General features: G+C 61.9%; 18 protein-coding genes and 1 tRNA gene. 10 read left to right on the top strand and 9 right to left on the bottom strand.

Annotated features, from left to right (window positions below; genetic code table 11):
- Position 1: 1 nt before the first annotated feature.
- The 3 genes from AMK00_RS19780 to AMK00_RS19770 form a co-directional block, all read right to left on the bottom strand.
- On the bottom strand, positions 2-6,424 hold the full coding sequence (locus AMK00_RS19780) for a translocation/assembly module TamB domain-containing protein (RefSeq protein ID WP_064811476.1): 6,423 nt from the start codon (positions 6,422-6,424) through the stop codon (positions 2-4).
- Positions 6,425-6,484: 60 nt separating this feature from the next.
- Positions 6,485-8,413 carry an autotransporter assembly complex protein TamA gene (locus AMK00_RS19775; protein WP_189637615.1) on the bottom strand — a complete coding sequence of 643 codons (1,929 nt, stop codon included), beginning with the start codon at positions 8,411-8,413 and terminating at the stop codon, positions 6,485-6,487.
- A 167-nt stretch (positions 8,414-8,580) separates the two neighbouring features.
- Positions 8,581-8,838, bottom strand: coding sequence for a YMGG-like glycine zipper-containing protein (locus tag AMK00_RS19770; RefSeq protein ID WP_011427043.1), 258 nt, complete (start codon positions 8,836-8,838; stop codon positions 8,581-8,583).
- A gap of 328 nt (positions 8,839-9,166) precedes the next feature.
- On the opposite strand from AMK00_RS19770, the gene hemA reads away from it, so the two are divergent.
- From hemA to AMK00_RS19735, 7 genes are all read left to right on the top strand, one after another.
- Entirely contained in the window at positions 9,167-10,381 is a 1,215-nt protein-coding gene (gene hemA, locus AMK00_RS19765) for a 5-aminolevulinate synthase (protein ID WP_064811474.1), read from the top strand.
- 301 nt (positions 10,382-10,682) lie between these two features.
- The gene (locus AMK00_RS19760; protein ID WP_064811777.1) at positions 10,683-11,705 is read left to right on the top strand and encodes a LacI family DNA-binding transcriptional regulator; all 1,023 of its coding nucleotides are present in this window, start codon (positions 10,683-10,685) and stop codon (positions 11,703-11,705) included.
- A 69-nt stretch (positions 11,706-11,774) separates the two neighbouring features.
- Positions 11,775-13,013 (top strand): ABC transporter substrate-binding protein, encoded by a 1,239-nt coding sequence (locus tag AMK00_RS19755; RefSeq protein ID WP_064811473.1) that lies wholly within the window; start codon positions 11,775-11,777, stop codon positions 13,011-13,013.
- Positions 13,014-13,086: 73 nt separating this feature from the next.
- Positions 13,087-14,004: a carbohydrate ABC transporter permease gene (locus tag AMK00_RS19750; RefSeq protein WP_064811472.1), complete on the top strand. Its 918-nt coding sequence runs from the start codon at positions 13,087-13,089 to the stop codon at positions 14,002-14,004.
- A complete protein-coding gene (locus AMK00_RS19745; RefSeq protein ID WP_011427038.1) occupies positions 14,001-14,864 on the top strand; it encodes a carbohydrate ABC transporter permease in 864 nt (287 codons plus the stop codon). The genes AMK00_RS19750 and AMK00_RS19745 overlap by 4 nt, the downstream gene beginning before the upstream one ends.
- Positions 14,865-14,883: 19 nt before the next feature.
- Positions 14,884-16,806: a glycoside hydrolase family 127 protein gene (locus tag AMK00_RS19740; RefSeq protein ID WP_064811471.1), complete on the top strand. Its 1,923-nt coding sequence runs from the start codon at positions 14,884-14,886 to the stop codon at positions 16,804-16,806.
- Between the two features lie 11 nt (positions 16,807-16,817).
- Positions 16,818-17,903, top strand: coding sequence for an ABC transporter ATP-binding protein (locus AMK00_RS19735; protein WP_064805346.1), 1,086 nt, complete (start codon positions 16,818-16,820; stop codon positions 17,901-17,903).
- Between the two features lie 15 nt (positions 17,904-17,918).
- Here the strand turns inward: AMK00_RS19735 and dxr are convergent, their stop codons facing one another.
- Positions 17,919-19,109, bottom strand: coding sequence for a 1-deoxy-D-xylulose-5-phosphate reductoisomerase (dxr, locus tag AMK00_RS19730; RefSeq protein ID WP_064811470.1), 1,191 nt, complete (start codon positions 19,107-19,109; stop codon positions 17,919-17,921).
- A 378-nt stretch (positions 19,110-19,487) separates the two neighbouring features.
- Here dxr and AMK00_RS19725 point away from each other — a divergent pair, with 378 nt between their 5' ends.
- Together AMK00_RS19725 and AMK00_RS19720 are read left to right on the top strand one after the other, a co-directional pair.
- Positions 19,488-20,138 (top strand): hypothetical protein, encoded by a 651-nt coding sequence (locus tag AMK00_RS19725; protein WP_064811469.1) that lies wholly within the window; start codon positions 19,488-19,490, stop codon positions 20,136-20,138.
- A gap of 61 nt (positions 20,139-20,199) precedes the next feature.
- The gene (locus AMK00_RS19720) at positions 20,200-20,490 is read left to right on the top strand and encodes a BON domain-containing protein (protein ID WP_064805340.1); all 291 of its coding nucleotides are present in this window, start codon (positions 20,200-20,202) and stop codon (positions 20,488-20,490) included.
- Positions 20,491-20,558: 68 nt separating this feature from the next.
- On the opposite strand, the gene AMK00_RS32645 is transcribed toward AMK00_RS19720, so the two are convergent.
- Both AMK00_RS32645 and AMK00_RS19715 read right to left on the bottom strand, forming a co-directional pair.
- Positions 20,559-20,711, bottom strand: a complete 153-nt coding sequence (locus AMK00_RS32645) for a hypothetical protein (RefSeq protein WP_164517809.1) — start codon at positions 20,709-20,711, stop codon at positions 20,559-20,561.
- A gap of 118 nt (positions 20,712-20,829) precedes the next feature.
- The gene (locus AMK00_RS19715) at positions 20,830-21,090 is read right to left on the bottom strand and encodes a hypothetical protein (RefSeq protein ID WP_064811468.1); all 261 of its coding nucleotides are present in this window, start codon (positions 21,088-21,090) and stop codon (positions 20,830-20,832) included.
- A gap of 166 nt (positions 21,091-21,256) precedes the next feature.
- Here AMK00_RS19715 and AMK00_RS19710 point away from each other — a divergent pair, with 166 nt between their 5' ends.
- Positions 21,257-21,772, top strand: a complete 516-nt coding sequence (locus AMK00_RS19710) for a DUF2937 family protein (RefSeq protein WP_064811467.1) — start codon at positions 21,257-21,259, stop codon at positions 21,770-21,772.
- Between the two features lie 130 nt (positions 21,773-21,902).
- Here the strand turns inward: AMK00_RS19710 and AMK00_RS19705 are convergent, their stop codons facing one another.
- The 3 genes from AMK00_RS19705 to AMK00_RS19695 all read right to left on the bottom strand — a co-directional run bounded on the left by AMK00_RS19705 (position 21,903) and on the right by AMK00_RS19695 (position 23,782).
- A complete protein-coding gene (locus tag AMK00_RS19705) occupies positions 21,903-22,166 on the bottom strand; it encodes a DUF982 domain-containing protein (RefSeq protein ID WP_064805335.1) in 264 nt (87 codons plus the stop codon).
- A gap of 321 nt (positions 22,167-22,487) precedes the next feature.
- Positions 22,488-22,564 (bottom strand) — tRNA-Arg (locus tag AMK00_RS19700).
- A 54-nt stretch (positions 22,565-22,618) separates the two neighbouring features.
- Positions 22,619-23,782, bottom strand: coding sequence for a M20 aminoacylase family protein (locus AMK00_RS19695; protein WP_064811466.1), 1,164 nt, complete (start codon positions 23,780-23,782; stop codon positions 22,619-22,621).
- Positions 23,783-23,902: the final 120 nt, after the last annotated feature.

The following is a 23,902-nucleotide window of genomic DNA, read 5'->3' as shown; positions in this document are numbered from 1 at the left end:
CTTAATATTCCCGCTCGTAAACGACGCCTGCTTCGCCGGCACCATTCCCGCCAGCGGCTCCTCGCAATTTGACGCCGCGGCCGACATCGAGATTGATGATTGCCTTGGCGCCGGCCGAGCCGCCCTGCTGCAGTTCGAAATAGGTACGGTCGTTGAGGTAGCGGCCGACGCTGACACTCGTCTGGCCCTTCTCGTCGGTGCTGACGTCGAAATCGTCGACGCCGAGCTGGTTGCGCAGGCCCTCGAAGAGCGAGGTGGAGCGGTTGCCGGCCAGCTGGCTGACGGCGTCCGCGAGCTGGGCGATCTGTACCGGCGAGAGCTTCGACATCGACTGGCCGAAGATCAACTGCGCCAGCACCTCGTCCTGCGGCAGCTGGGGCGAGGAGGAAAAGGTGATCGAGGGATCGGTGGCAAGGCCTGAGACATCGACCGTCAGGGTCGTCGTGCCGGAGGTAGAGGTCGCTTCCATGTCGAGCGCCGGCGTCAGGTCGCCGGCAAAGGTGATCCTGCTCTTGTCGGAGAAGTTCAGACGGCGGTTGAGAATGGTCAGCCGGCCGCGGCGCATGGTAAAGCCGCCGGTGACGATGGGTGCTGCCGCCGTTCCGCGGATGGTCACGAGACCTCCGAGCTCGGCATCGATGCCGCGGCCGCGCGCGAAGATCTGCGAGGGCGCATCGATTTGGAGGTCGAGCGTGATAACGGGGGACTTCTCGCCCGGCTTTCGCTCGCCGTCATTGCGCAGCTGCGCCAGCACCGCTCGCGGTGCATTCTTATGCCGGATGTCGATTTCGCGGAGCGAGGTCGGCAATCTCTCCGGGACGGTGATCGAGGTCTTGTCCAGCCGGAGCTTGCCGCTCAGCGTCGCGCTCATGATCGGCCCGCGCAGGCCCACCGTTCCATTGACAGTCGAGACAACAAGCGTTCCGTCGACATAGACGGCCTTGTCGAGCTTGATCGAAATGTCGGCGGGAAATCCGCCGGCCGGCTGGATGCCGATGGTGCCGCTTGCCGAAATCGTGCCGCCGCCGCCAAGATTGCCGCTGAGGCGCGAGATGACGGCCTGGTTGCCATTGAAGGTGACGGTGGCTGCGAGATCGTTGACGGCAAGATTGCGCCTGACGTCGACGAGCTTGGCGGCTGATGTCGAGACAGTGCCGTTGATGACGGGTGCCGCGGCCGTTCCGCCAATCTTAAGATCGACGCTGGCGACGCCGTCGGCGACAAAGCCCTGCTGTGCGAGCGGGGCGCCAAGCACGGCGAAGGGAACATTGCCGTTGAAGCGCATGTCGACGGCGCGGTTGCCTGACATCACGACGCTACCGCCGCCTTTCAGCGACATGCCGGCATCGCCGGCAAGGTTGGTGTCGACTGTCAGCCTGTTATCGGCAAGCTTGCCGGATGCCCCGATGCTGAATGGCGAAAGACCGGCGCCTTTCGTCTGGCTCGTCGCGGCATTCTTCCAATCGACCTTGAAATCGACGGCGGGCGAGGACAGCGCGCCCGCCGCCTTGGCCGTCGCCGTGATCGTGCCTTCGGCTCCGATGCCCGGAACAAAGCCGTTGGCGATGGCGGCCGGAACATTGGCAGCGTTCGCGGTGACGTCGATCGATCGGATCGTAGTGCCTGCAATGGAAAGATTGCCGGCGGCTTTCAGCGAAATGCCGCCACTGCCGCTGAGGTCGGCATCGAAATCCAGTCGGTCGCCGGAATATTTTCCCGTCGCCGCCAAAGCAAGGCGGGAGAGGCCGGCGGCCTTGGTGTGGCTGGTCGCGGCATCTTTCCAGTTCAGCTTGAAATCGACGATCGGGTCTGCCGGCGTTCCAGATGTCTGGGCGCTCGCCGACAGAGTGCCTTCGGCACCGAGGCCGGGAACAAAGGCATTGGCGATATTTGCCGGCAGCGCCGGAATATCGGCATTGATCGAAATGTCGCGTATGGCCGTTCCCGCGATCGTCACGCCACCCGCCGCCTTGGCCAACATGCCGTCCTTGCCGGCAAGGCTGGCATCGAAGTCGACCCTGCCATCGGCGAACTTGCCGGAGGCCACGGCACTCAGGCCCGACAAGCCGCTGCTCCTGGTCTGGGCGGTGGCGGCGTTCCTCCAATCGAGCTTGAAATCGACGGCGGGCTTGGGCAGCGATCCTGAGGCGGATGCCGTTCCCGATACCGCGCCCTCCGCGGCAAGGCCGGCAACGAAGCCGTTGGCAAGGCGCGCGGGTAGATTGGCAAGATCGGCTTTGACGTCAATGTTGCGGATCGAAGTGCCCGATATCGCCACATTGCCCGCGGCATTCAGCGACAGGCCGTCCTTGCCGCCGAGATTGGCGTTGAAGTCGAGCTTGTTGTCGGCGAGGTGTCCCGATGCGGCAAGCGCGAGGCCGGAAAGATGCGCGCTTCTGGTGTGACTGGTCGCGGCGTCCGCCCAGTCGAGCTTGAAATCTGCCTTGGGTGCAGCGGGCGTTCCGGCTGCCGAAAGCGTGCCGGATATCACGCCGCCGGCCGCCAGATCGGGGACGAAGGCATTGGCGAGGGCGGCGGGGAGTTTGACGATTTCGGCATCGACCTTCACGCTGTCGATTGCCGCACCGGCGAGAGCGACATTGCCCATGGCCTTCAATGAGAGACCTTGGTCGCCACCGGCCGCCGCGTTGAAATCCAGCTTGTTATCGGCAAATTTCCCCGATGCGGTAACGGCGAGAGCGGCAAGGCCGGCACGCTTCGTGTGGCTGGTCGCAGCGTCTTTCCAATTGAGGTCGAAATTGGCGGTGGGGGCCGAAAGCGAGCCCGCAGCCGAGACCCTCCCCGAGACCGTGCCTTCGGCGGCGAGATCGGCGACGAAGCTGTTTGCCAGGCTTGCCGGAATATTTGACAGCGTCGCATCGGCCGCGACGGTGCCGATCGTCGTGCCGGTAACGGCGACATTGCCGTTCGCCTTCAGCGAGAGGCTGTCTGTGCCGGCAACTGCGACGTCGAAATCAAGCTTGTTGTCGGCGAACTTTCCGGACGCGGTGAGGCCAAGACCGGCAAGGCCGGCCCGTTTCGTGTGGCTCGTCGCGGCGTTTTGCCAATGGAGATCGAAATCGGCGGCCGGGGCTGCAAGCGACCCGCTGGCCGCGACGGTTCCGGAGATTGCGCCTTCCGCTGCGAGATCGGGAACGAAGCCGTTGGCAATCGCTGCGGGGATATTGTCCAGTGTTGCGCCGACCTTGATGTTACCGATCGTCGTCCCGGCGATATCCACGTTGCCGTTTGCCTTGAGCGAGAGTCTGTCGGCGCCGATGGCTGCGGCATCGAAATCGAGCTTGTTGTTCGCGAATTTGCCGGACGCGGTCACATCAAGAGCCGCGAGGCCGGCGCGCTTGGTGTGGCGCGTCGCAGCGCTTTTCCAGGCGAGGTCGAAATGGGCGATTGGGGCCTTAAGGGAACCGGCGGCGGTCACCTTTCCCGTGATCGTGCCTTCGGCGGTGAGATCGGAAGCAAAACCATTGGCGACCTGCGCCGGCAGGTTGAGGATATCGGCGTCGATATCAAGCACCGGCGCCGTCGGATCAGCGAGAGCGACGTTGCCGCGGGCCTTGAGCAACAGGCTGTCGGCACCGGCGATTGTCGTGTCGAAATCGAGCTTCTTCTCGGCAAATTTGCCGTTGGCGTTGATGCCGAGCGGTGCCAGGCCCGCGCCCTTAAGCTGCCCGGTCGTCGCATCCTTCCAGTCGAGTTTGAAATCGGCGATGGGTGCTGCCGGCGTTCCCGTCACGACAATCGTTCCCGAGATTGTGCCGCCGGCCGAAAGGTTCGGCACGAAACCATTGGCCAGCGCTGCCGGCAGTTGGTGGATGTCGGCATTCAGCTTCAGCGTCTCGCCGGCGGAACCGGTGACGCTCACCGAACCGGTGCCTGTTTTCAGCGTCAGTCCGTCCAGACTGGCGGTGCCGCCGCCGATCGTGACCTCAGTCGGTGCGGCAAGCTCGACCGGGATGTTGCGGGGGCTGGCCGAGAAGCGGTCAAGGTTTACCGCGATCGTGCCGCCTGATGCCAGGATATTGCCAGCGGCCAGCACCGGATTGCCGTCATAGGCGGCGTTGAGATCGAAATCGGTTCGGTTCTGCTGCTTGGTGAAATCGAGCGAAAGGCCGGCGAGCCTGTTTTCTCCGGCAGCCAGCTCTTCGGCGCGGATCGTGCCGTTTGCCGCAAGGGCGCTGAGATCGCTGACCGTCAGGTCGATATCCGGCTTGATGATCGCCAGCGTATCGCGGCGGATCGAGGCACCTGATGCAACGAGCTTGAGCGCGATCTTGCCGCCGTCGCTCTCGATGCCGAGCGAACCCTTGAGATCTCCTTCGGCTTTCTGGCCGCCGAGCGCAGCCAGCACGCCGAGCTTGGGGAAATCGAAGGTCAATGCGCCCGAGGGCGTCAGGGAGGGCGAAAGCTCCAGCTTGCCGGTCAGCCGGTTGCCGCCGACATCGGCGGTCAGTGCGGGAATGCTCGTCCTGCCGTTCTCAGAACGGATGTCACCGTTGATGCCGATCGGCTGTCCGTCGATCGTGCCGGTGGCCGCAAACTTCCCCTGCGGCGCCTTGGCATCGGCGACGCCCGACAGATCGATATTGAGGTCGGCGAGCGCGCGATCAGCCATCTCAAGGCTGGGAGCCTTGATATTGGCTGTCACGGAGATCGCCGGCAGTTCGCCTCCGATCCTCAGCGCGTAACCGGCGCCGCCGCTCGCGCCCGTCATCAGCTTGCCGATATCGGGCAGCCGACCTGAAAGATCGGCGTTCAACATCGAACCGTCTAACGCGACGTTGCCGGCGGCTTCAAGCGTGCCGGATTTCAGGACGAGATTGGACAGCGCGAATTTCGACGGGATCGTGCCGGTCACCTGGCTTTCGAGCGAGATCGGCTGATCGAACCTGCTCGTCGCCGCGGCCGGCAGGGCCGCTGGTTCGACGCTCAGCTTGACATTGCCGGTCAGCGCGCGGTCTGCCAGCCGATAGGAACCGTTGAGGCTGCCGTTGATATTGGCGCTTTCGACGGTGGTGCCGTTGAAGCCAATGTCGCCCGACGAAATCTGGAGCGGCGAGGCGATCGTGATAGGGCCCTGAACTGCGCGATTGAGGTTCGGTTCGGCAAAGGTTGCGTCCCCGGCCACGAGGCGCAGCTGAACGCTGCCGGAACGGGCGGCAAGATTGAAGGCATCGCTCTTTGCCGTCAGCTTGACGTTGCCGATATCGGCCTGCGGCAGGGTGGCGCTGTCGAGCGAGCCGCTGAGGCTTAGTCGGGCGCTCTGCGCATCGCCCGTCAGAGCCAGGTTGAGGCCTGAAATCAGGAAGCGCGCTTCGCCTTCGGCGAGCGGCCAGCGGAAATCGACGGGGCCGGATGTGCCGAGCAGATTGGCGTTCAGGCTGTTGTTGCCGGCCGGATCAAGCGCGCCCGATGCGGCGATGACGACGCTGCCGGTGGCGATATTGCCGGTCTGGATATCGATCTTGCCGTGGTCGTCGAAGGTGGCGGCAAGATCGATATTGGTCTGGCCGGCGAAAAGCGGCCGGAATGCTGCGGGAAGAAGCGAGCTCAGGTCACCGCCACCCTTGAGTTCGAGATGATGCAGCCTGTCTGCGCCAATCGCATGCCGGCCCTCGATTGCAGCGCGCTGCTGTCCGTCGAGCGCAGCCTGTATCTTGCCTGTCCAGTCGGATATCGGTCCCTGGCCGTCGAGGTCGATGTTGACCGCAGGATTGCCAGGCAGGCCGAGGAAGCCCGCCAACAGCCCACCCTTCGGCTCGGCAAGCTGCGCCTTCAGCCGCAGCCGGTTTTCGGCCGGCGCGTAGGCGATATCGGCAGTAAGGCGCGCATCCGGAACCGCGTGGCGGCTGACATTGACCATCGCTTCGCCGCCGTCGCCATTTGCCGAAAGGCTGCCTTCGGCGGCGAGCGCGAAAGCCCGCCCGGCAAAAGCTTCGGCCAGTTTGATATCGGGCAAGGCCACATGGTCGACATCGATCTTGACCGGAAGAGTGAAGCCGCCGGAGTTTTCGGCGCTGGGCCGCGAGGGCAGGGTGCGCACCGGCTTGCGCAGCACGTTGATCGTGTCGATCTGGAAACGCTTGGCGTGGAATGTTCCCGTCAACAGCGCCAGCGGGTTCCAATCGATCGCCACACCGTGGATTTCCGCAAAAACGCCCCTCGTGTCGGATAGGGAGATTTCGGTGGCGCGAAGCCCGCCGGTCAAAAGCCCTTCCGGTTCGCGCACCTCGATCGTCATATCGCGGTTGGAAAGGGTGGAGGCGATCTTTTCGGTGACGATGCGGGCGCCAAAGGAGGTGAAGCCGAAGATCGCAAGCGCCGCGACAGCGAGAATCAAGATGGCGCCGACGGCATAACCGGTGACCCGCACGATCCAGTTGACGATTTTTGCCAGCGTTTGCATCGGCGCGAACTACCCCGTTTTCATGCGGCCCATCGATTGGAACAAACCGGAATCGCAACCCTAGAAGGATTGGCCGATGCCGGCATAAATTCCATAATCTGTGCCATCTTCGTACTTGTTCAGCGGCACGGCAAAATCAAGCCGCAGCGGCCCGAAAGGTGTGGCATATCGTATTCCCGCGCCGGCGCCGGCGCGGATATCGGAAAAACCCGGGAAGGTGCTGTCCGATACGGTGCCGACATCGATGAAGGGCACGAGGCCGATCGTATCGGTGATCTTGAAGCGGGCCTCCAGCGACCCGGTCACATAGGAACGGCCGCCGGTGGCATCGCCATTGTCGTTGTAAGGCGAAATTTCCTGATAACTGTATCCGCGCACCGAGCCGCCGCCGCCGGCGAAAAAGCGCTGCGTGGCAGGAATGTCCTCGATTCCGCCGCCGCCGATCAGCACGCCGGCGGCGACCTTGCCGGCAAGCACGAGGCGATCCTCGGCGCCGAACGGCAGATAGCCGGAAATCGAGCCTTCGAACGCCGCATAGGGTGTGGCGTTGAAGACCTCGTAGCCGGGCTTTGCCGAGACTGTCGCGCGATAGCCTTCGGTCGGATTGAACTTGTCGTCGCGTGCGTCACGATCATACTGAAGCGGCAGGGTGATGGTCAGATAGTCATTGGTGCCGAAGGCGTCGTCATCGCGCTCCCAGCTGACTTCGCCGCTCGCCGAAACCGTGTCCTTCTCGGTCAATTCATAGGAAAGCCCGAGCGAGGCGGTGACGAGCGTCGCGTTATAGGCGTCCGGATTCTGGGTCTTGGCGACGATACCGGCCTTCAGCGTGGCGGCCGGGAAGAAGGCGCCGGGCTTGGTGAAGAGGATGCCGGCGGAATAGTCGAGGCTGCCGACATCGGTGGCTTCGCCGAGCCGCGAGACCGAGCCTTCGATCCTCAGCGTCTCGGCCTCGCCGAACAGGTTGCGGTGGCCCCAATAGCCCTGGATGCCGAGGCCGTCGGTGGTGGAATATTGCGCGCCGACGCCGAAATAACGCCTCTTGCCTTCGGAAACCTCGATCGTCATCGGCAGCGTACCATCAGGCGACAGCACATCGCCCTCATGAATGGTGACGCTCGAAAAGACGCCGAGGGCGCGAAGCCGCTCGCCGGCCTTCTTCAGCCTTTCCGGCGAATAGGCATCCCCTTTGTTCAGCCGGGAATAACGCTGGATGAAACCTGGCCGCACGGTTTTTTCGCCGGTGACCCCGACATCGCCGATCGGGGCGACAGGCCCGCCTTCGGCAGCAAGCACGATGTCGACCGTGTCGCTCCTGTGATCGGCGACGACCTTGCGTTCGGTCAATTTAGCGAAGGGCCGACCTTCGCTTTTCAACTGTTCGACAATCTTGTCGCCCGCCTTGATGATGGCGAGCGAGCCGGCCTCGGCGCCGGGGGCAAGGTCGTAATCGGCGGGATTGCGGTCCGCGGCGTCGCCGCCGAACTGCACCTCTTTGACCCTGAAAACGGGTCCGGGGGTTATATTGACGGTGACGGGGACCGGGCCGGAGCGGTCGAATGTCGGATTGGGCGGCAGCTCGTCGATATCCTTGCCGTCGATGGTGATCGTCACCACGCCGCCGTAACGGGCTTTTTCATACAAGGTGGCGATCAGCCGCTCGCGGTCGTCACGCGCCTTGACGACGATGCCGAGATCGCCGGAGACGGGCTGTTTCTGGTCGCTGACGAGGCGGGAGCTGTTTTCGAGCGCTTCCCTGAGATCGGGATCGGCGGTGTCGGCCTTGAGCTCGACGTGATAGCGCACCGGATCGGGCACCTGTTCGCTCTCGTCCTCCTCCTTGCCGAAGATGGTGATGCCGAAAAGCTTGAAGGCGTAAGCATCGCCGATCAGGACCGGTGAGAAAGCAGCTGCCGCTGCGACCACCATCATGGTGCCTGTTCGCCGATACGCAAAACCTGTTTTCGGACTTGTCCCTCTAATCCGCATCCGCTGCTTTTGGTTACGCCTACATGAAGCTTCGTTGCCCAGCCGTGAACAGCTTAGCGGCAAAATCGCGCAGGGTGTACCATTTTAAATTGCCCACGCGCTAATTCAGCACAAAAAATCCCGGATGTGTGTCCGGGATTTCCTGTTTTTGCGTTTTGCCAGCGCTCTCAGCGCGGGCAAGCGTCGATGTAACGGCGGCCATAGCGGTCGCGATAGTAGCACTGGCCGGGCTGTTCCGCGACGCTGCCGATCAGGGCGCCCGACACGCCGCCGATGGCGGCGCCGACCGCCGCGCCACGAACGTTGCCGGTGACTGCACCGCCAATGACTGCGCCGGATGCAGCACCGATGCCGGCGCCCTGCTGGGTCGGTGTGCAGCTTGCGACCGACAGGCCGATCAATGCGAGTATGACAGCTTTTTTCATCTCTTTTCTCCTGGGTTGTCGCCCAATGGGCATAGGCCGTCCCTATTGTTTTTTTGGCACGCTAGCTCGAAAACTATGTCGGAAGAAAGGGTTGTCCACTCTTGTCCGGATTTTTTTGCATTGAAGGGGTGTTGCGGGTGTTGCGGATTTTGCGCCTATGTCGGGCGCTTTTGCCGCATGGCCCCATTGATTGTGGCGCGCGTATTTTTTTGTCTGGAATCATTCAAAAAACTGGGCCTTTTGCCGCAGTTGATGTTAAACCAAAGGGTAAGCATTGACGCGCGGACGTCCCATCGGCAAGAACGGCCGCGTGATACTGGAGCATATGATGGATTTCGAAGCATTTTTCAAAAACGAGCTGGACGGGCTTCATGCCGAGGGCCGCTACCGCGTTTTTGCCGATCTCGAACGTCACCGCGGCAACTTCCCGCGGGCGACGCGCCATACGGCCGATGGCGAGAAGGAGGTCACGGTCTGGTGCTCCAACGACTATCTCGGCATGGGCCAGAACCCGAAAGTGATCGAGGCGATGAAGACCGCCATCGACCACTGTGGCGCGGGTGCGGGAGGCACCCGGAATATTTCTGGCACCAACCATTACCACGTCCTGCTCGAGCGTGAGCTTGCCGATCTGCACGGCAAGGAATCGGCATTGATCTTCACCTCAGGCTATGTCTCCAACTGGGCCGCACTCGGCACGCTCGGCGCCAAAATCCCGGGCCTGATCATCTTCTCCGATGCGCTCAACCATGCCTCGATGATCGAGGGCATCCGACATGCCAAATGCGACAAGGTGATCTGGAAACACAATGACGTCGCCGATCTCCAAGCCAAGCTTGCCGCCGCCGATCCGAAGGCGCCGAAGCTGATCGCCTTCGAGAGCGTCTATTCGATGGACGGCGACATCGCCCCGATCAAGGAGATCTGCGACCTGGCCGACCAATACGGCGCGATGACCTATCTCGATGAGGTGCATGCGGTTGGCATGTACGGCCCGCGCGGCGGCGGCATTGCCGAGCGCGAGGGGCTGATGGAGCGGCTGACGGTCATCGAGGGCACGCTCGGCAAGGCCTTCGGCGTGATGGGCGGCTATATCGCCGCGTCGACGGCGCTGTGCGACTTCATCCGATCGTTTGCCTCCGGCTTCATCTTCACCACGGCGCTGCCGCCCGCATTGGCAGCCGGCGCCGTCGCCTCGATCCAGCATCTGAAGGTCAGCCAGTTCGAGCGCGCCCGCCATCAGGACCGGGTGCGCAAATTGCGCTCGCTGCTCGATCAGCGCGGCATTCCGCATATGCACAATCCCAGCCATATCGTGCCGGTGATGGTCGGCGATGCAGCCAAGTGCAAGTGGATCTCCGACCTCTTGCTCGACAATTGCGGCGTCTATGTCCAGCCGATCAACTATCCCACCGTGCCGAAGAAGACCGAGCGACTGCGCATCACCCCGACACCGCTGCATTCCGACGCCGATATCGCCCATCTCGTCGACGCCCTGCATTCGCTCTGGTCGCGTTGCGCGCTGGCAAGGCACGTCGCCTGATCTTTCAACGATCGCCTGGGTTCTAACCTCGCGAATCAGAACCTCCATCGGAGGTTCTGATGGCGATTGTTTGTTCCGCATTCATCAGCTGGATAAGATTATCTAGCCTCAGTCCTGTCGCTCTATCGATGAATGACGCATTGCAGTCCGGTCTCGTGGATTCGCATCGGCCTTTTCCACGCCTTCCTTCCTTCAATTCACGCTTGTTGTTCCATCTGTCGAATTGCATGAGAAAACCTTTTCTCACTTGACAGAGAGATTGGTAAAAGCTTTTCTCAAGCCAATTCAGAAGGAGGAAGGCCTGAACATATCGGGAGGAAAAAGAGGCAGGATCACCATCCATGAGGTCGCGTCGGCTGCCGGCGTGAGCATCTCGACGGCGTCGAAGGCTCTCAACGACACCGGCCGGATGGGAGCGGAAACCCGCGAGCGCGTGAAGCGGATTGCCGGCGAAATCGGATATCGGCCGAATGCGCTGGCAAGAGGTCTGCTCAGCAAGCGCAGCTTCACCATCGGGCTGCTGACGAACGACACTTACGGCCGTTTCACGCTGCCTGTGATGGCGGGTATTTCGGACGCGCTCGTCGATCATGGGGTCTCGGTTTTCCTGTGCGCCATCGAAGACGATCCGGCGCTCGCCCAGATCCATGTCGATGCGATGCTGGACAAGCAGGTCGACGGTATCATCGCAACCGGCAAGCGGCTGGACAGGCGTCTGCCTGTCGACCTGTCGAATTTGCATGTGCCTGTCGTCTACGCCTTCACCGAGGGGACGCAGAACAGCGTTACCTTCCGTTCGGACGACGAACAGGGAGCGAGGCTGGCCGTCGAATGGCTCGCGACGATCGGGCGGCGGCGGATTGCGCATATTACCGGGCCGGAAGACTTCTTTTCGGTGCGGGAGCGGGCCGGGGCCTATCATCAGGTGGCGGGCCACCGCGAGCCGGTGCTCTATGGCGTCTGGTCGGAAAGCTGGGGCCATGAGGCGGTGGAACAGCTTTGGAAGAGACCGGGGGAAAAGCCGGATGCGCTCTTCTGCGGCAACGACCAGATCGCCCGTGGCGCGGTGGATGCGCTGCGTGAGCGCGGCGTCAAGGTGCCGCAGGATGTTTCGGTAATCGGCTTCGACAATTGGGAGATTGTTGCGGCCCAGACGCGGCCGCCACTGACGACGGTGGATATGGAGCTGAAGGAGCTCGGGCGGCAGGCCGGTTTGACGGTGCTGGCGCTTGCGGAAGGACGGCCCGTCGAGCCGGGAGTGAGGAAATTGCCCTGCCGGCTCGTCATCCGGCGGTCATGCGGGGGTAGGACTCCTCCGGAATGAGACTAAGGGAATGAGAATCAGGGAAATGAGCAAAGGCGCGAGGAGATGCGCCATATTGGGAGGAGTGTCATGATCAAGCGTCTATTGGCGGCGACCGGCATCGCTACTTTGTGCCTGGTGTCGGCTGCATCGGCTGCCGAAAACGTCGAAATGTGGGTCCGGTCGGGGATCGGCGACGCGTTCAAGAAGGTCGTCGAGGCTTATAATTCCAGTCATGAGAACAAGGTCGTGATGACCGAAGTGCCGTTCTCCGAGCTGGTGCAGAAATATGCGACGGCAATCGCCGGCGGACAGGCGCCGGATGCCCTGTCGATGGACCTCATCTACAATCCCGCCTTTGCCGCGGCCGGCCAGCTGGAAGACCTGACGGACTGGGCGAAGTCGCTGCCCTATTTCAACTCGCTGTCGCCGTCGCATGTCCGCCTCGGCACCTATCAGGACAAGATCTACGGCCTGCCGCTCTCTGTGGAAACATCGGTTTTTGCCTGGAACAAGGATCTCTACAAGAAGGCCGGCCTCGACCCGGAAAGGGCGCCGGCCAACTGGGACGAAATCACCGCCAATGCCGAGAAGATCCGGGCTCTCGGTGACGATACCTACGGCTTCTATTTCTCCGGCGGCGGCTGCGGCGGCTGCATGATCTTCACCTTCACCCCGCTCGTCTGGGGTGCGGGCGCCGACATCCTGTCGGCCGACAGCAAGAAAGCGACGCTCGATACGCCTCAGATGCGCAAGGCCGTCGACATCTACCGCAACATGGTCAGGAAGGACCTCGTGCCGGCGGGTGCGGCCAGCGACAACGGTACGAACTTCCTGACCTTCACCAATGGCAAGATCGGCCAGCAGAGCCTCGGCGCCTTTGCCATCGGTACGCTGGTGACCCAGCATCCTGAGATCAATTTCGGCGTGACCCTCATTCCCGGCGTCGACGGCAAACCGTCGTCCTTTGCCGGCGGCGACAATTTCGTCATCACCAAGGGAACGAAGAAGATCGACGCCGTGAAGGAATTTCTCGAATACATCTATTCGATGGACGGCCAGAAGATCATGGCGAAATATGGCAGCCTGCCGACACGCGGCGACATTGCCGATAAGGTGCTCGAAGGTCTCGACCCGCGCATGCAGGTCGGTCTGAAGGCAATCAGTGTCGCCAAGACGCCCTATACGCTGCAATTCAACGACCTGATCAACAGCGCCAACGGTCCCTGGGCAAGCTTCACCAATGCGGCGATCTTCGGCGACGATGTCGACGGGGCGTTCTCCAGCGCCCAGTCGGAAATGCAGTCGATCATCGATAGCGGCCAATAACTCTCCCAAGGCCGCGGCCGGGGAGCGGTGGCAGCTTCCCGGCCAACTTCAATTGACAGATGCGGAGCGTTTGATGACCGGTTCCGGTTCAGAGACTCTATTGCCTCGGCGCAGGCGGCGGCGCAGATCCAACTGGCGCGGCCTTGCCTATATCGCGCCGGCCATGGCGCTGGTCATCGTCTTCTTCATCATGCCGGTTCTCTTCACGGGGTGGATGAGCCTGCATAACTGGCCGCTGATGGGGGCGTCGCGCTGGATCGGCTTCAACAATTATTTCCGAATGGTCAACGACACTCGCTTCATGGCGGCACTGAATTTCACCGCCTATTACACCGTGATCGTCACCATTGCGATCTTTGCCGTCGCCTTTCCGCTGGCAATCTTCGTCGAGAAGGAACGGCAGTTCGTCAGCGCCTACCGCACGATCATCTTCCTGCCTGTCGTGGTCGGCCTTGCCACCGCCTCGCTGCTCTGGGTCTGGCTTGCCAATGTCGATAGCGGCTTCATCGGCCCAGCCTTGAAGGCGCTGGGTCTTCTGGAAAAGAGCCCCAATCTGCTTGCGACCTTCGACACGGCCTTTCTGACTGTTGTGGTGATGGTCGTCTGGAAGATCGCCGGCTTCACCATGATCATTCTGCTGACCGGGCTTCAGGCCATTCCGTCCGAGCTGACGGAGGCGGCCCGCATCGACGGCGCCGGCCGCTGGCAGCGTTTCCGGCATCTGACGCTGCCGCTGATGCGTAAGACGATCGCGCTGGCGCTGATCGTCTCGGTCACCGGCTCGATCCTTGCCTTCGACCAGTTTTACATCATGACGGCGGGCGGACCGCAGAACAAGATGATCTCGGTGGTCTATTACGTCTTCAACCAGTCGTTCGTCTCCTTCAATCTCGGTTATGGCGCAGCGCTTTCGATCGCCCTTCTCGCCATCCTGGTTGCCATCAGCATCGTCCAGCTCTGGCTGCTTCGCGTCGGGGAGGAGCGTCCATGACGACGTCAAGGCAACGCCGCGCCCGCAAGGCCATCCGCACGAAGTCGGCCTATCATCTCACCGGCATCGCCATTTCGATCTTCTTTCTGGCGCCCTTCGCGATCACGCTGCTCGCCTCCTTCCGGCCGGGTGCCGAAGCCAGTCTGCCGCCCTTGCCGCCGTGGCCGACATCCGGGGTCAGCTTCGATGCCTATGCGCTGCTCGATACGTTCGGCGCCGGCATCTGGCAGCACATGATCAATTCGCTGTTGGTGTCGGTCGCCACCGTGGTGCTGACCGTTCTGGTCAGCCTGCTCGCGGGCTATGGCTTCTCGCGTTATCGCTTCCCGATGAAGAATGCGCTCTTCGTGCTGATCATCGCCACGCTGATGATTCCGTTCCAGTCGATCCTGACGCCGCTCTTCATCATCCTAGCAAAACTCGGCCTCAACAATTCGCTGCTCGGGCTGACGCTCGTCTATGTGACGCTGCAGCTGCCTTTCTCCGTTTTCATGATGCGCAATGCCTTCGACGCCGTGCCGAAGGAAATCGAAGAGGCCGCGCGCATCGACGGCGCGCGCGATCTGAGGCTCCTGGCGCGGGTTCTCCTGCCGCTGGTGCTTCCCGGTGTTGCGACGGTGGCGATCTTTGCGTTCCTCAATGCCTGGAACGAGTTTCTCGCCGCGCTTGTGCTGCTCTCGAGCAATGAGAAATACACCCTGCCGGTGCTGATGACGGCAGTTCGCGCCGGGCGGCTCGGCGCCATCAACTGGGGAGCGGTGCAGGCCGGTGTCGTCGTCATGACGATCCCCTGCCTGATCGTCTTCCTGCTCCTGCAACGCTACTACATGCGCGGGCTGATGGCCGGCGCGGTGAAATGATCCCAAGAAGGTAGAGCCCATGACCAAGTCAAGCAACGACCGCCAGTTTCGCCCCGTCGCCGTTCCCGATGTCGAGCTCGGCGGGTTCTGGGGCAAATGGCAGGATGCCGTCTGCAATTCGACCGCCGAGACCCTGCTCGACCGCTGCGTCGAAGCCGGCATGCTCAAGGCGATCGACGTCAGCCAGCCGAGCCCCGGCGTCGTCATTCCCATTCAGCCGTGGGGCGGGACGACGCAGATGTTCTGGGATTCCGATCTTGGCAAGTCGATCGAGACCATCGCCTATTCGCTTTATCGCCGGCCGAACCCGAAGCTGGAGGCTCGGGCCGATGAGATCATCGACATGTATGAGCGGATGCAGGATAAGGACGGTTATCTGAACGCTTGGTTCCAGCGCGTCGAGCCATCCCGCCGCTGGACCAACCTGCGCGACCATCACGAGCTCTATTGCGCCGGCCACCTGATGGAAGCCGCGGTCGCCTATTATCAGGCGACCGGCAAGCGCAAGCTGCTCGACATCATGTGCCGCTTCGCCGACTATATGATCAAGATTTTCGGCCATGGAGAGGGTCAAATACCAGGCTATTGCGGCCATGAGGAAGTCGAGCTGGCACTGGTCAAGCTCGCTCGCGTGACCGGCGAGAAGAAATATCTTGACCTCTCGAAATTCTTCATCGACGAGCGCGGCACCGAGCCGCACTTCTTCACGGCCGAAGCGGCTCGCGACGGCCGGAGCGCTGCCGACTTCCATCAGAAGACCTATGAATATGGTCAGGCGCACTTGCCGGTACGAGAACAGACGAAGGTCGTCGGCCATGCCGTGCGCGCCATGTACCTCTATTCCGGCATGGCCGACATCGCCACCGAATACAAGGACGACAGCCTGACGGCAGCTCTGGAAACGCTCTGGGACGATCTGACGACCAAGCAGATGTACATCACCGGCGGCATCGGCCCGGCCGCGTCCAACGAAGGTTTCACCGACTATTACGACCTGCCCAATGATACGGCCTATGCCGAAACCTGCGCCTCTGTCGGTCTGGTCTTCTGGGCAAGCCGCATGCTCGGGCGCGGGCCGGACCGGCGTTACGCCGACATCATGGAGCAGGCCCTTTATAACGGCGCGCTGCCCGGCCTTTCCACAGACGGCAAGACCTTCTTCTATGACAATCCGCTCGAAAGTGCGGGCAAGCACCACCGCTGGAAATGGCACCATTGCCCCTGTTGCCCACCGAACATCGCCCGGCTGGTGACGTCGATTGGCTCATACATGTATGCGGTTGCCGATGATGAGATCGCCGTACATCTCTATGGCGAAAGCACCGCCCGGCTGAAGCTTGCCAACGGCGCCGAGGTGGAGTTGGAACAGGCCACCAACTATCCGTGGGACGGCGCCGTCGCCTTCACGGCCAAGCTGGCAAAGCCGGCCCGGTTTGCACTGTCGCTGCGCATTCCGGATTGGGCGGAGGGCGCAACCCTCAGCGTCAACGGGGCGATGCTCGACCTCGATGCTCATGTCCGCGACGGATATGCGAGGATCGACCGCGAATGGGCGGACGGTGATAAGGTGGCCCTCTACCTGCCGCTGGCGCTTCGCCCGCAATATGCCAATCCGAAAGTGCGCCAGGATGCCGGCCGCGTCGCCTTGATGCGCGGTCCGCTCGTCTATTGCGTGGAAACAACGGACAATGGCAAAGATCTCAACGCCATCGTTCTGCCCCGCGAACTCCCGGCCGCCGAAACCGTCGTGCTGAAGGACCTCAATGATGCCGTCGCCCTCGATCTCAAGGTCGAGCGTGAGGAAACATCGAATTGGGGCAATTCGCTCTACCGCAAGGCGCCGGCCGAAAGGCGGGTCGCCACCGCACGCTTTGTGCCCTATCATCTCTGGGACAACCGCGCGCCCGGAGAGATGCTCGTCTGGGTCCAGGCGGACAAGTAGGTCGTTTGGGGATGACGAACGGTATGGGTAACAAGAGCGTCGTCCTTCAGGACGTGCGAAAAAGCTATGGCAATCTGCAGGTGGTCCATGGCATCGACCTGACGATCGAGGAGGGCGATTTCGTCGTCTTCGTCGGTCCGTCCGGCTGCGGAAAATCGACGCTGCTTCGGATGATCGCGGGTCTTGAGGACGTGACCGATGGGGAGATCGAGATCAAGGGACGTGTTGTCACCGATCTCGATCCGTCCGAGCGCGGCATCGCCATGGTCTTCCAATCCTACGCGCTCTATCCGCATATGAGCGTGCGCGACAACCTGGCCTTCGGACTGAAGATGGCGCGTACGAATGGTGCGGAGATCGAGACGCGCGTCAAGGCCGCCTCGGCGATCCTGAAGATCGACCATCTGCTCGACCGGCGGCCCGGGCAGCTTTCCGGCGGCCAGCGCCAGCGTGTGGCGATCGGCCGGGCGATCGTGCGCGAGCCCGATGTTTTCCTGTTCGACGAACCGCTCTCCAATCTCGATGCAGAGCTGCGCGTTTCCATGCGCATCGAGATCGCCCGCCTTCATCGCGAGCTCGGCAACACGATGATCTATGTCACCCATGATCAGACCGAGGCGATGACGCTCGCCGACAAGATCGTCGTGCTGCGTGACGGTCGCGTCGAGCAGGCCGGAACACCGCGCGAAATCTACGAGAATCCTTCGAATACATTCGTGGCGGGCTTCATCGGCTCGCCGAGGATGAATCTCCTGAATGCTCGATGGGGCGAAGACGGTCTGGTCGACGTTGCCGGCGGGCGCGTCGAAAGTGGCCTGTTGCCGAAAGACAGGCCGGCCGGTGCGGCCGTGACGCTCGGTCTGCGGCCGGAGCATCTGAAGGTGGCCCCGGAGCTCACAGGCAGCCTGACGGCAAGGGTCGATTTTTCGGAATATCTCGGCGGAACGCAGTATCTCTACTGCCAGCTCTGCGATGGCCAGTCGCTCACCGTCGAGCACCGGTCGCCGACCAGCATTGCTGCCGGGGAAGAGGTCAGCCTGCAGTTTGAGCCGTCGAATTGCCGATTGTTCGACGAAGGCGGCAATCGGCTGCGATAATCGCCGCCCGAGCCCTCACCCGACAAGATCGAGTTTCATCAGCGCCGACGCGCGCTGCCGGGCCTGCCTGTCGGCGTTGAAGACATCGTCCATGCCGGCAGCCGGCGGCAGGCCGGCCAGATCATCCATGACTCTCTCGGTGACCTCGGCCATGGCGAGGAAGGACAGGCGCCCTTCGATGAAGGCCTCGAGGGCCACCTCCTTGGCGCCGTTCAGCACCGCGCCCTGAACGCCGCCGCGCGTCATCGCAAGGCGCGCCAGTCGCAACGCGGGGAACCGCACCTCATCCGGCGCTTCAAAATCCAGTCTCGCGAGCCTTGCGAAATCCAGCCGCTCGACCGGCAGGTTCGGCCGGCGGGGAAAGGACAGCGCGTACCCGATGGCGGTGCGCATGTCAGGTGCGCCGAGCTGCGCCAGCACCGAGCCATCGGTATAACCGACCATGGAATGAATGATCGACTGCGGATGGAAGATCACCTCGATCTGCTCGGGCTTCAATCCGAAAAGGTGGCGGGCTTCGATCATCTCCAGCGCCTTGTTGAACATCGAGGCGCTGTCGATCGAGATCTTCAAGCCCATCGACCAGTTCGGATGGGCGCGCGCGGTTTCCACCGTCACATCGGCCATCTCCTTCAACGAGGCGGTGCGGAAAGGGCCGCCGGAGGCGGTCAGGATGACACGCTCGACGGCATGGCGCTGGTTTTCTTCCAGCACCTGGAAAATCGCATTGTGCTCGCTGTCGACGGGAAGCAGCCTGCCGCCGCCGGCGCGGATCGCCCCGATGAAGAGATCGCCGGCCGAGACCAGACATTCCTTGTTGGCAAGGGCGATATCGGCACCACGGCGTGCAGCGGCAAGCGTCGGCGCCAGACCCGCGGTGCCGACGATTGCCGCCATCACCCAGTCGGCTTGCCGGTCGGCTGCTTCCATGAGGCCGGATTTCCCCGACGCGACCGCGATGCCGCTGCCGGAAAGTTCGCTTTTCAGCGCTTCATAATGCCGGTCGTTTGCCGTCACCGCCAGCCGCGCGCCGAAGGATCTGGCCTGCCGGGCGAGCAGCTCGACATTGCCGTTGCCTGTCAGAACGGAAATTTCGAAGTTCTCCCGCCCGCCCAGATGTTCGACAACATTGAGGGTATTGCGGCCGATCGACCCGGTGGAGCCGAAAATGCTGAGGCGCCGCGGCGCGGTTTTGCCGGTCATCATTTGGAATTTCGCGAAAAATGTCTCTCGTAGGCTCAGGCTCTACTAGGGTTTGGAGGGTGCGGCAAGTGTGCGGTGCAGCAGATATCAGCTCTTCAGGGGTTTACAGAGCGGCGGCTGGATGTGATCCTTATGACATTCCTGAAGGGGATGTGATTCCCCTGCGGCCTCTCGTAGGCACATGGGCAATTGGGCCGCTGCGGCGGCCATTGAAAAACGGGCACTTGGCTGTCCTCGGCTTTTTCGGCCAACATTAAATCGAGGATGACATCGGGAAAACGGCTTGGCCGTGCTGCCTGCCCGTTTTCGCTGCCGGCACTTTGGTGCGGTATCGTGCCATTCGATGAGCCAGCACGTGTCAGGTCAAAACGATCGGATCACATGACGATATTCAGAATAGCCATCCTTCTTTTCGCCATCGTGCCTTCGCTGAGCGTGGCTGCGAAGGCGGACGACCTACTGATCTGGTCGCCTGCCAAGGTTTCGGATCGGTCGTACAAGGCGACGATGGGTTTTCGTCTGCCGACGGAATGGGAGACGAGCGCCGGCGCCGACCTCGCATTGGCAGCGACAAAAGGCGGTGCGCCGCTGCCCCATTCCGAACAGGCCATGCTTTGGGGCAGGATCAGCAAGACGAGTGTCACGCCGGCAGGTCAATCACAGCAGGGCGCCAGGGTCAGCGTCGATACGCTGCGCGGCAGCGGCGCGCTGACACTCAGCCGCTCGCGCAGCTGGATCCTGTCGGATTCGCTCGACATGCAATCGAGCCGCTCCGTCAGCGTCCGTTACGACCCGGTCGATGCCAGGGAGACTTCGGTGACGGCGTCGCAGGCGCTGAAATTGATCCATCCCTGGACGGGAACCTCGCTTTCGGCCGGCGCAGGCATCAGCAACGCCAGCGGCGACTTCTCGAGCACGGTGGCGGTCAACCAGGCGATCCTGCCTAACCTCAACCTCGATGCCTCGGTCAGCAATCCGTTCTCGCCCGATCAGGCCGGCAGCGTCAATCTTCGCTATCGCGTGCAGTGGTAGCGGTACGAAACCAAACGAGGCTGGTGGCGTTTCTTCTTCAGGTTTTTCGGAGGAATGGAATATGGTTTTCAAAGAGCCGACATTTCACGGGCTTGCGCCCGAAATGGAAGCGGAGATCGCCAATCGCGCATCTCTCGAGGCCGCCGTCGCCAATGCATTGGCAATTGCCGGCGGCATCGATGCGTCGGATGTGGAAGTGACGATGGAGGAAGATCAGGTCGTGTTGACAGGCACTGTTGGTACGGTCGGGGAGATCGAACGGGCAACCGCCGTCGCCAGGGCGGTGGAAGGCGTGACCGCGGTGCAGAACCGAATCCTGCTCAGCGGGTCTGCCAGGGGCGACCCGCATTGATATTATCGAAACTCGCTTGCGATCGCCGGTCTTGCCGGCCGCACGCTGTTACGCCGGCGCTCGGCTGATCAACCTGCGAAGCGCTCGACGAGGAAGGATGAACCTTCCAGGCGATCGGTCTTCGCTGCGGTCACCGGCCCCTGCGGCTGATAGGCGATGGCAAGCAGCAGAGCGCTGACGGCGACATAGGCGATTGCCAAAAGAGTCATCTTGATACGCATGATGCGTTCTCCCATTTTCGCGATAAACGCGGCCGATGTCGCGAAGTTCCTGATGGCGAAATCAGAGGAAAGGCCCGACCAGGGGAGGAGCGGCCGGGCTTTTCGTGCATGGACCGCCTTATCGGCAGATCCGGGTCTCCTTGATGATCGTATGGCCGTGACGGCGGATTCTTTCCGTCTTGGTGAAGCAATCATCGGAGACGCGGCGCATCATGTGATGGCGGTAGTAGGGCCGGTGGTGGCGATAATAGGGGCCTTCCGAATCGCTATAATAAGGACGCGGGTTATCCGTGGTGATCGTCACGCTGGCCGCCTGGGACGGCATGGCGGAAAGGACGGACGCTGCAGCGAGCGTGCAAGCAAGAATGAACTGTTTCATGACGAACCTCTCTTTCTCAGTTGCTCACGGGAGCGACTTGTTGGTCATAGTCTCAACTCGTCGGAAGCGCCGCCGGTTCAATCACATAGCGTTACCGATTGTGTCGAAGGCAGAAACCTTTGGCCCGCCGGATCGTTAGCGCAGGGAACAGCCGGAGGCCACGATCATGGGACAGATTGCAAGGATCATCGCCATTGTCGCCGGACTTGCCGGCGGCACGGTGTTTTCGCAAGCGCCGGAATTTGCGCAGCAATATCGCCAGCGGATCGGCGGGGCGATCGATGAACTCCGTGTCATTGTCGAGGACTTCAACCGCCAAGCCGCCCAGCACCATCTCGACCGCGAGCAGGCGTTGAACGCCTATGCCCAATCTTCCGACGATTTCCTGCGCGACCGCGGCGTCTCGATGCAGAGCACGATCGCGCGTTACGAAACACTGCAGCGTCAGCAACTGAAACTCGGCACCGCCGCCCCCGTCGCCAAGCCCTTCGTGCTGCTGAGGAATGCGGATGATGTGGTTTTCGCCAATACCTGGCGCGACTTCGTGCCCGGGATGCCGATGAGCTTTGCCGGCCTCGTCTGGGGCGCCATCGGTTTTGTCGGCGGATCGGTTGTGGCGGCGCTGCTGGGATTGGGGGCACGACGCGTTGGACGCCGACGAGCCTATCGTCAGGTGCCGTGAGCATATACGGGAGTCAGGCGCCGCCCTGCTGCCCATCTTTAAGACGAGATCAGTCATTCCACTCCTCCCGCAGCATGCGAGGAAGCAGACGACTTAAAGCAAGCGGCCGCTGCACGACGCCCTGCCTAGCTCAATGAAGAACGGCGATGGCCGTTACGCCAGCTTCGTCCGCGGCGCGAATAATCGCCGCCCTCAGTTGCTCAGATTTAGCGTTACCCTTCACGACGTCCAGGCAGATTTCAATCGCAGCAAGGAACTCCTTTCCGTCGTCGTAAGGGAACTCGTTCATCAGCGCGTGGGCGGCCCCCACGGCCGTCCTGACGGAAAAAAGCCGTTCCGGGTTGTTAAAGAGAAGGATGACGGGATCGAATTCGATCGAAGTGCCCCATTCCATTACACAATACTCCTGATGGGATGGCATATTGTTAACAGTGCAAGGGGCGTGCCACTGCGCGGGACGGTTTACGCAAAAGCTGGCATGGCATCGAAAGGCAATGAATTGGCACCTCGAAAGAGGGCACAATGCATCGTGAACGGGGATGCTCACAGCCGAGCTCGACATCATCTTTGAAGGTATAAGCCGGAGAAATCCGATGTCAGCCACGTATCGAGCCGCTTGCCGCTGCCTCGTTTGAATCCCTGGGAAATCAACGGAAGCAGCTGCAAAACGATTGCGACATGCGGCGGCAACATTTCGATGTAGATTGTTTGATAGTGGTGATCCCGGCGCGATTCGAACGCGCGACCCCCAGATTAGGAATCTGATGCTCTATCCTGCTGAGCTACGGGACCACTTGCACGCCATGCATACAAAAGGCTTGGCGCGAAGCCAAGCCTTAATTCTTGTCAAAGGCCGAGGCGTTGTTCGGCGAGGCGGACCCAGTAGGAGATGCCGTGGGCGATGGCTTCGTCGTTGAAGTCGTAGGCCGGGTTGTGCAGGCCGGCGCTGTCGCCGTTGCCGATGAAGATGAAGGCGCCGGGGCGGGCGTTGAGCATGTAGGAAAAGTCCTCGCCGCCCATCATCGGATCGATTTCGGCATTGACGTTGACCTCGCCGGCAATGGCGCTGGCGACGGCCACCGCATGCTCGGTTTCGTCGGGATGGTTGACGGTGACGGGGTAGTTGCGGTTGAAGCTGATTTCGGCCTCGGCGCCATGGGCTGCGACCATGCCCTCGATGATCTGCCGGAAGCGCGTCTCGGCGAGCGTGCGCACCTCGCTGTCGAGGGTGCGCACGGTGCCGGCGAAGGTCGCGTCATTGGGGATGACGTTATGGGCGAAACCGGCATTGAACTTCGTCACCGAAACGACGACAGAGCTGATCGGATCGGCGGTGCGCGAGGCGATCATCTGCAGATTGCCGACGATCTGGGCGGCGATGGCGATCGGGTCGATCGTCCGGTGCGGCTGGGCGGCGTGGCCGCCGCGGCCCTTGATGGTGACGGTGAATTCGTCGGTCGCCGCCATGATGGCGCCCTTGCGGATCGCGAACTGTCCGACGGGCAGGCCCGGCAGGTTGTGCATGCCGTAGACCTCTTCGATGCCGAAGCGCTCCATCATGCCATCCTTGACCATCAGATTGCCGCCGCCGCCGCCTTCTTCGGCGGGCTGGAAGATGACGGCGACATTGCCGTTGAAATTGCGGGTTTCGGCGAGATATTTCGCGGCGCCGAGCAGCATGGCGGTATGGCCGTCATGGCCGCAGGCATGCATCTTGCCGGGTGTCTTCGAAGCCCAGGGCTTGCCGGTGACTTCGGTCAGCGGCAGGGCATCCATGTCGGCCCGCAGGCCGATCGTGCGGCGGCCTTCGCCCTTGCCCTTGATCAGGCCGACGACGCCGGTGCGGCCGATGCCGGTGACGATCTCGTCGACCCCGAATTCCTTGAGTTTTTCAGTGACGAAAGCGGCCGTGTTTTCCACCGCGAAAAGAAGCTCGGGCCGGGCATGGATATGGCGGCGCCATTCGGCGACTTCGTCCTGCAATTCGGCGGCTCTGTTCAAAATCGGCATATTGGCTTTCCTGTTATCAAATCCCGACAATCGTTCGTCGCTTCAATGGGCGTGAGGCCCATGCAAATTACTTCGTCAATGACCTTTGCCATGTCATAGCCATATAGGCTAGATAGATGA

The organism is Rhizobium sp. N621, assembly GCF_001664325.1.
Classification (GTDB): Bacteria; Pseudomonadota; Alphaproteobacteria; order Rhizobiales; family Rhizobiaceae; genus Rhizobium; species Rhizobium esperanzae.
Note: the sequence above shows the minus strand (reverse complement) of the source record. Positions and strands in the feature narration are given on the sequence as shown.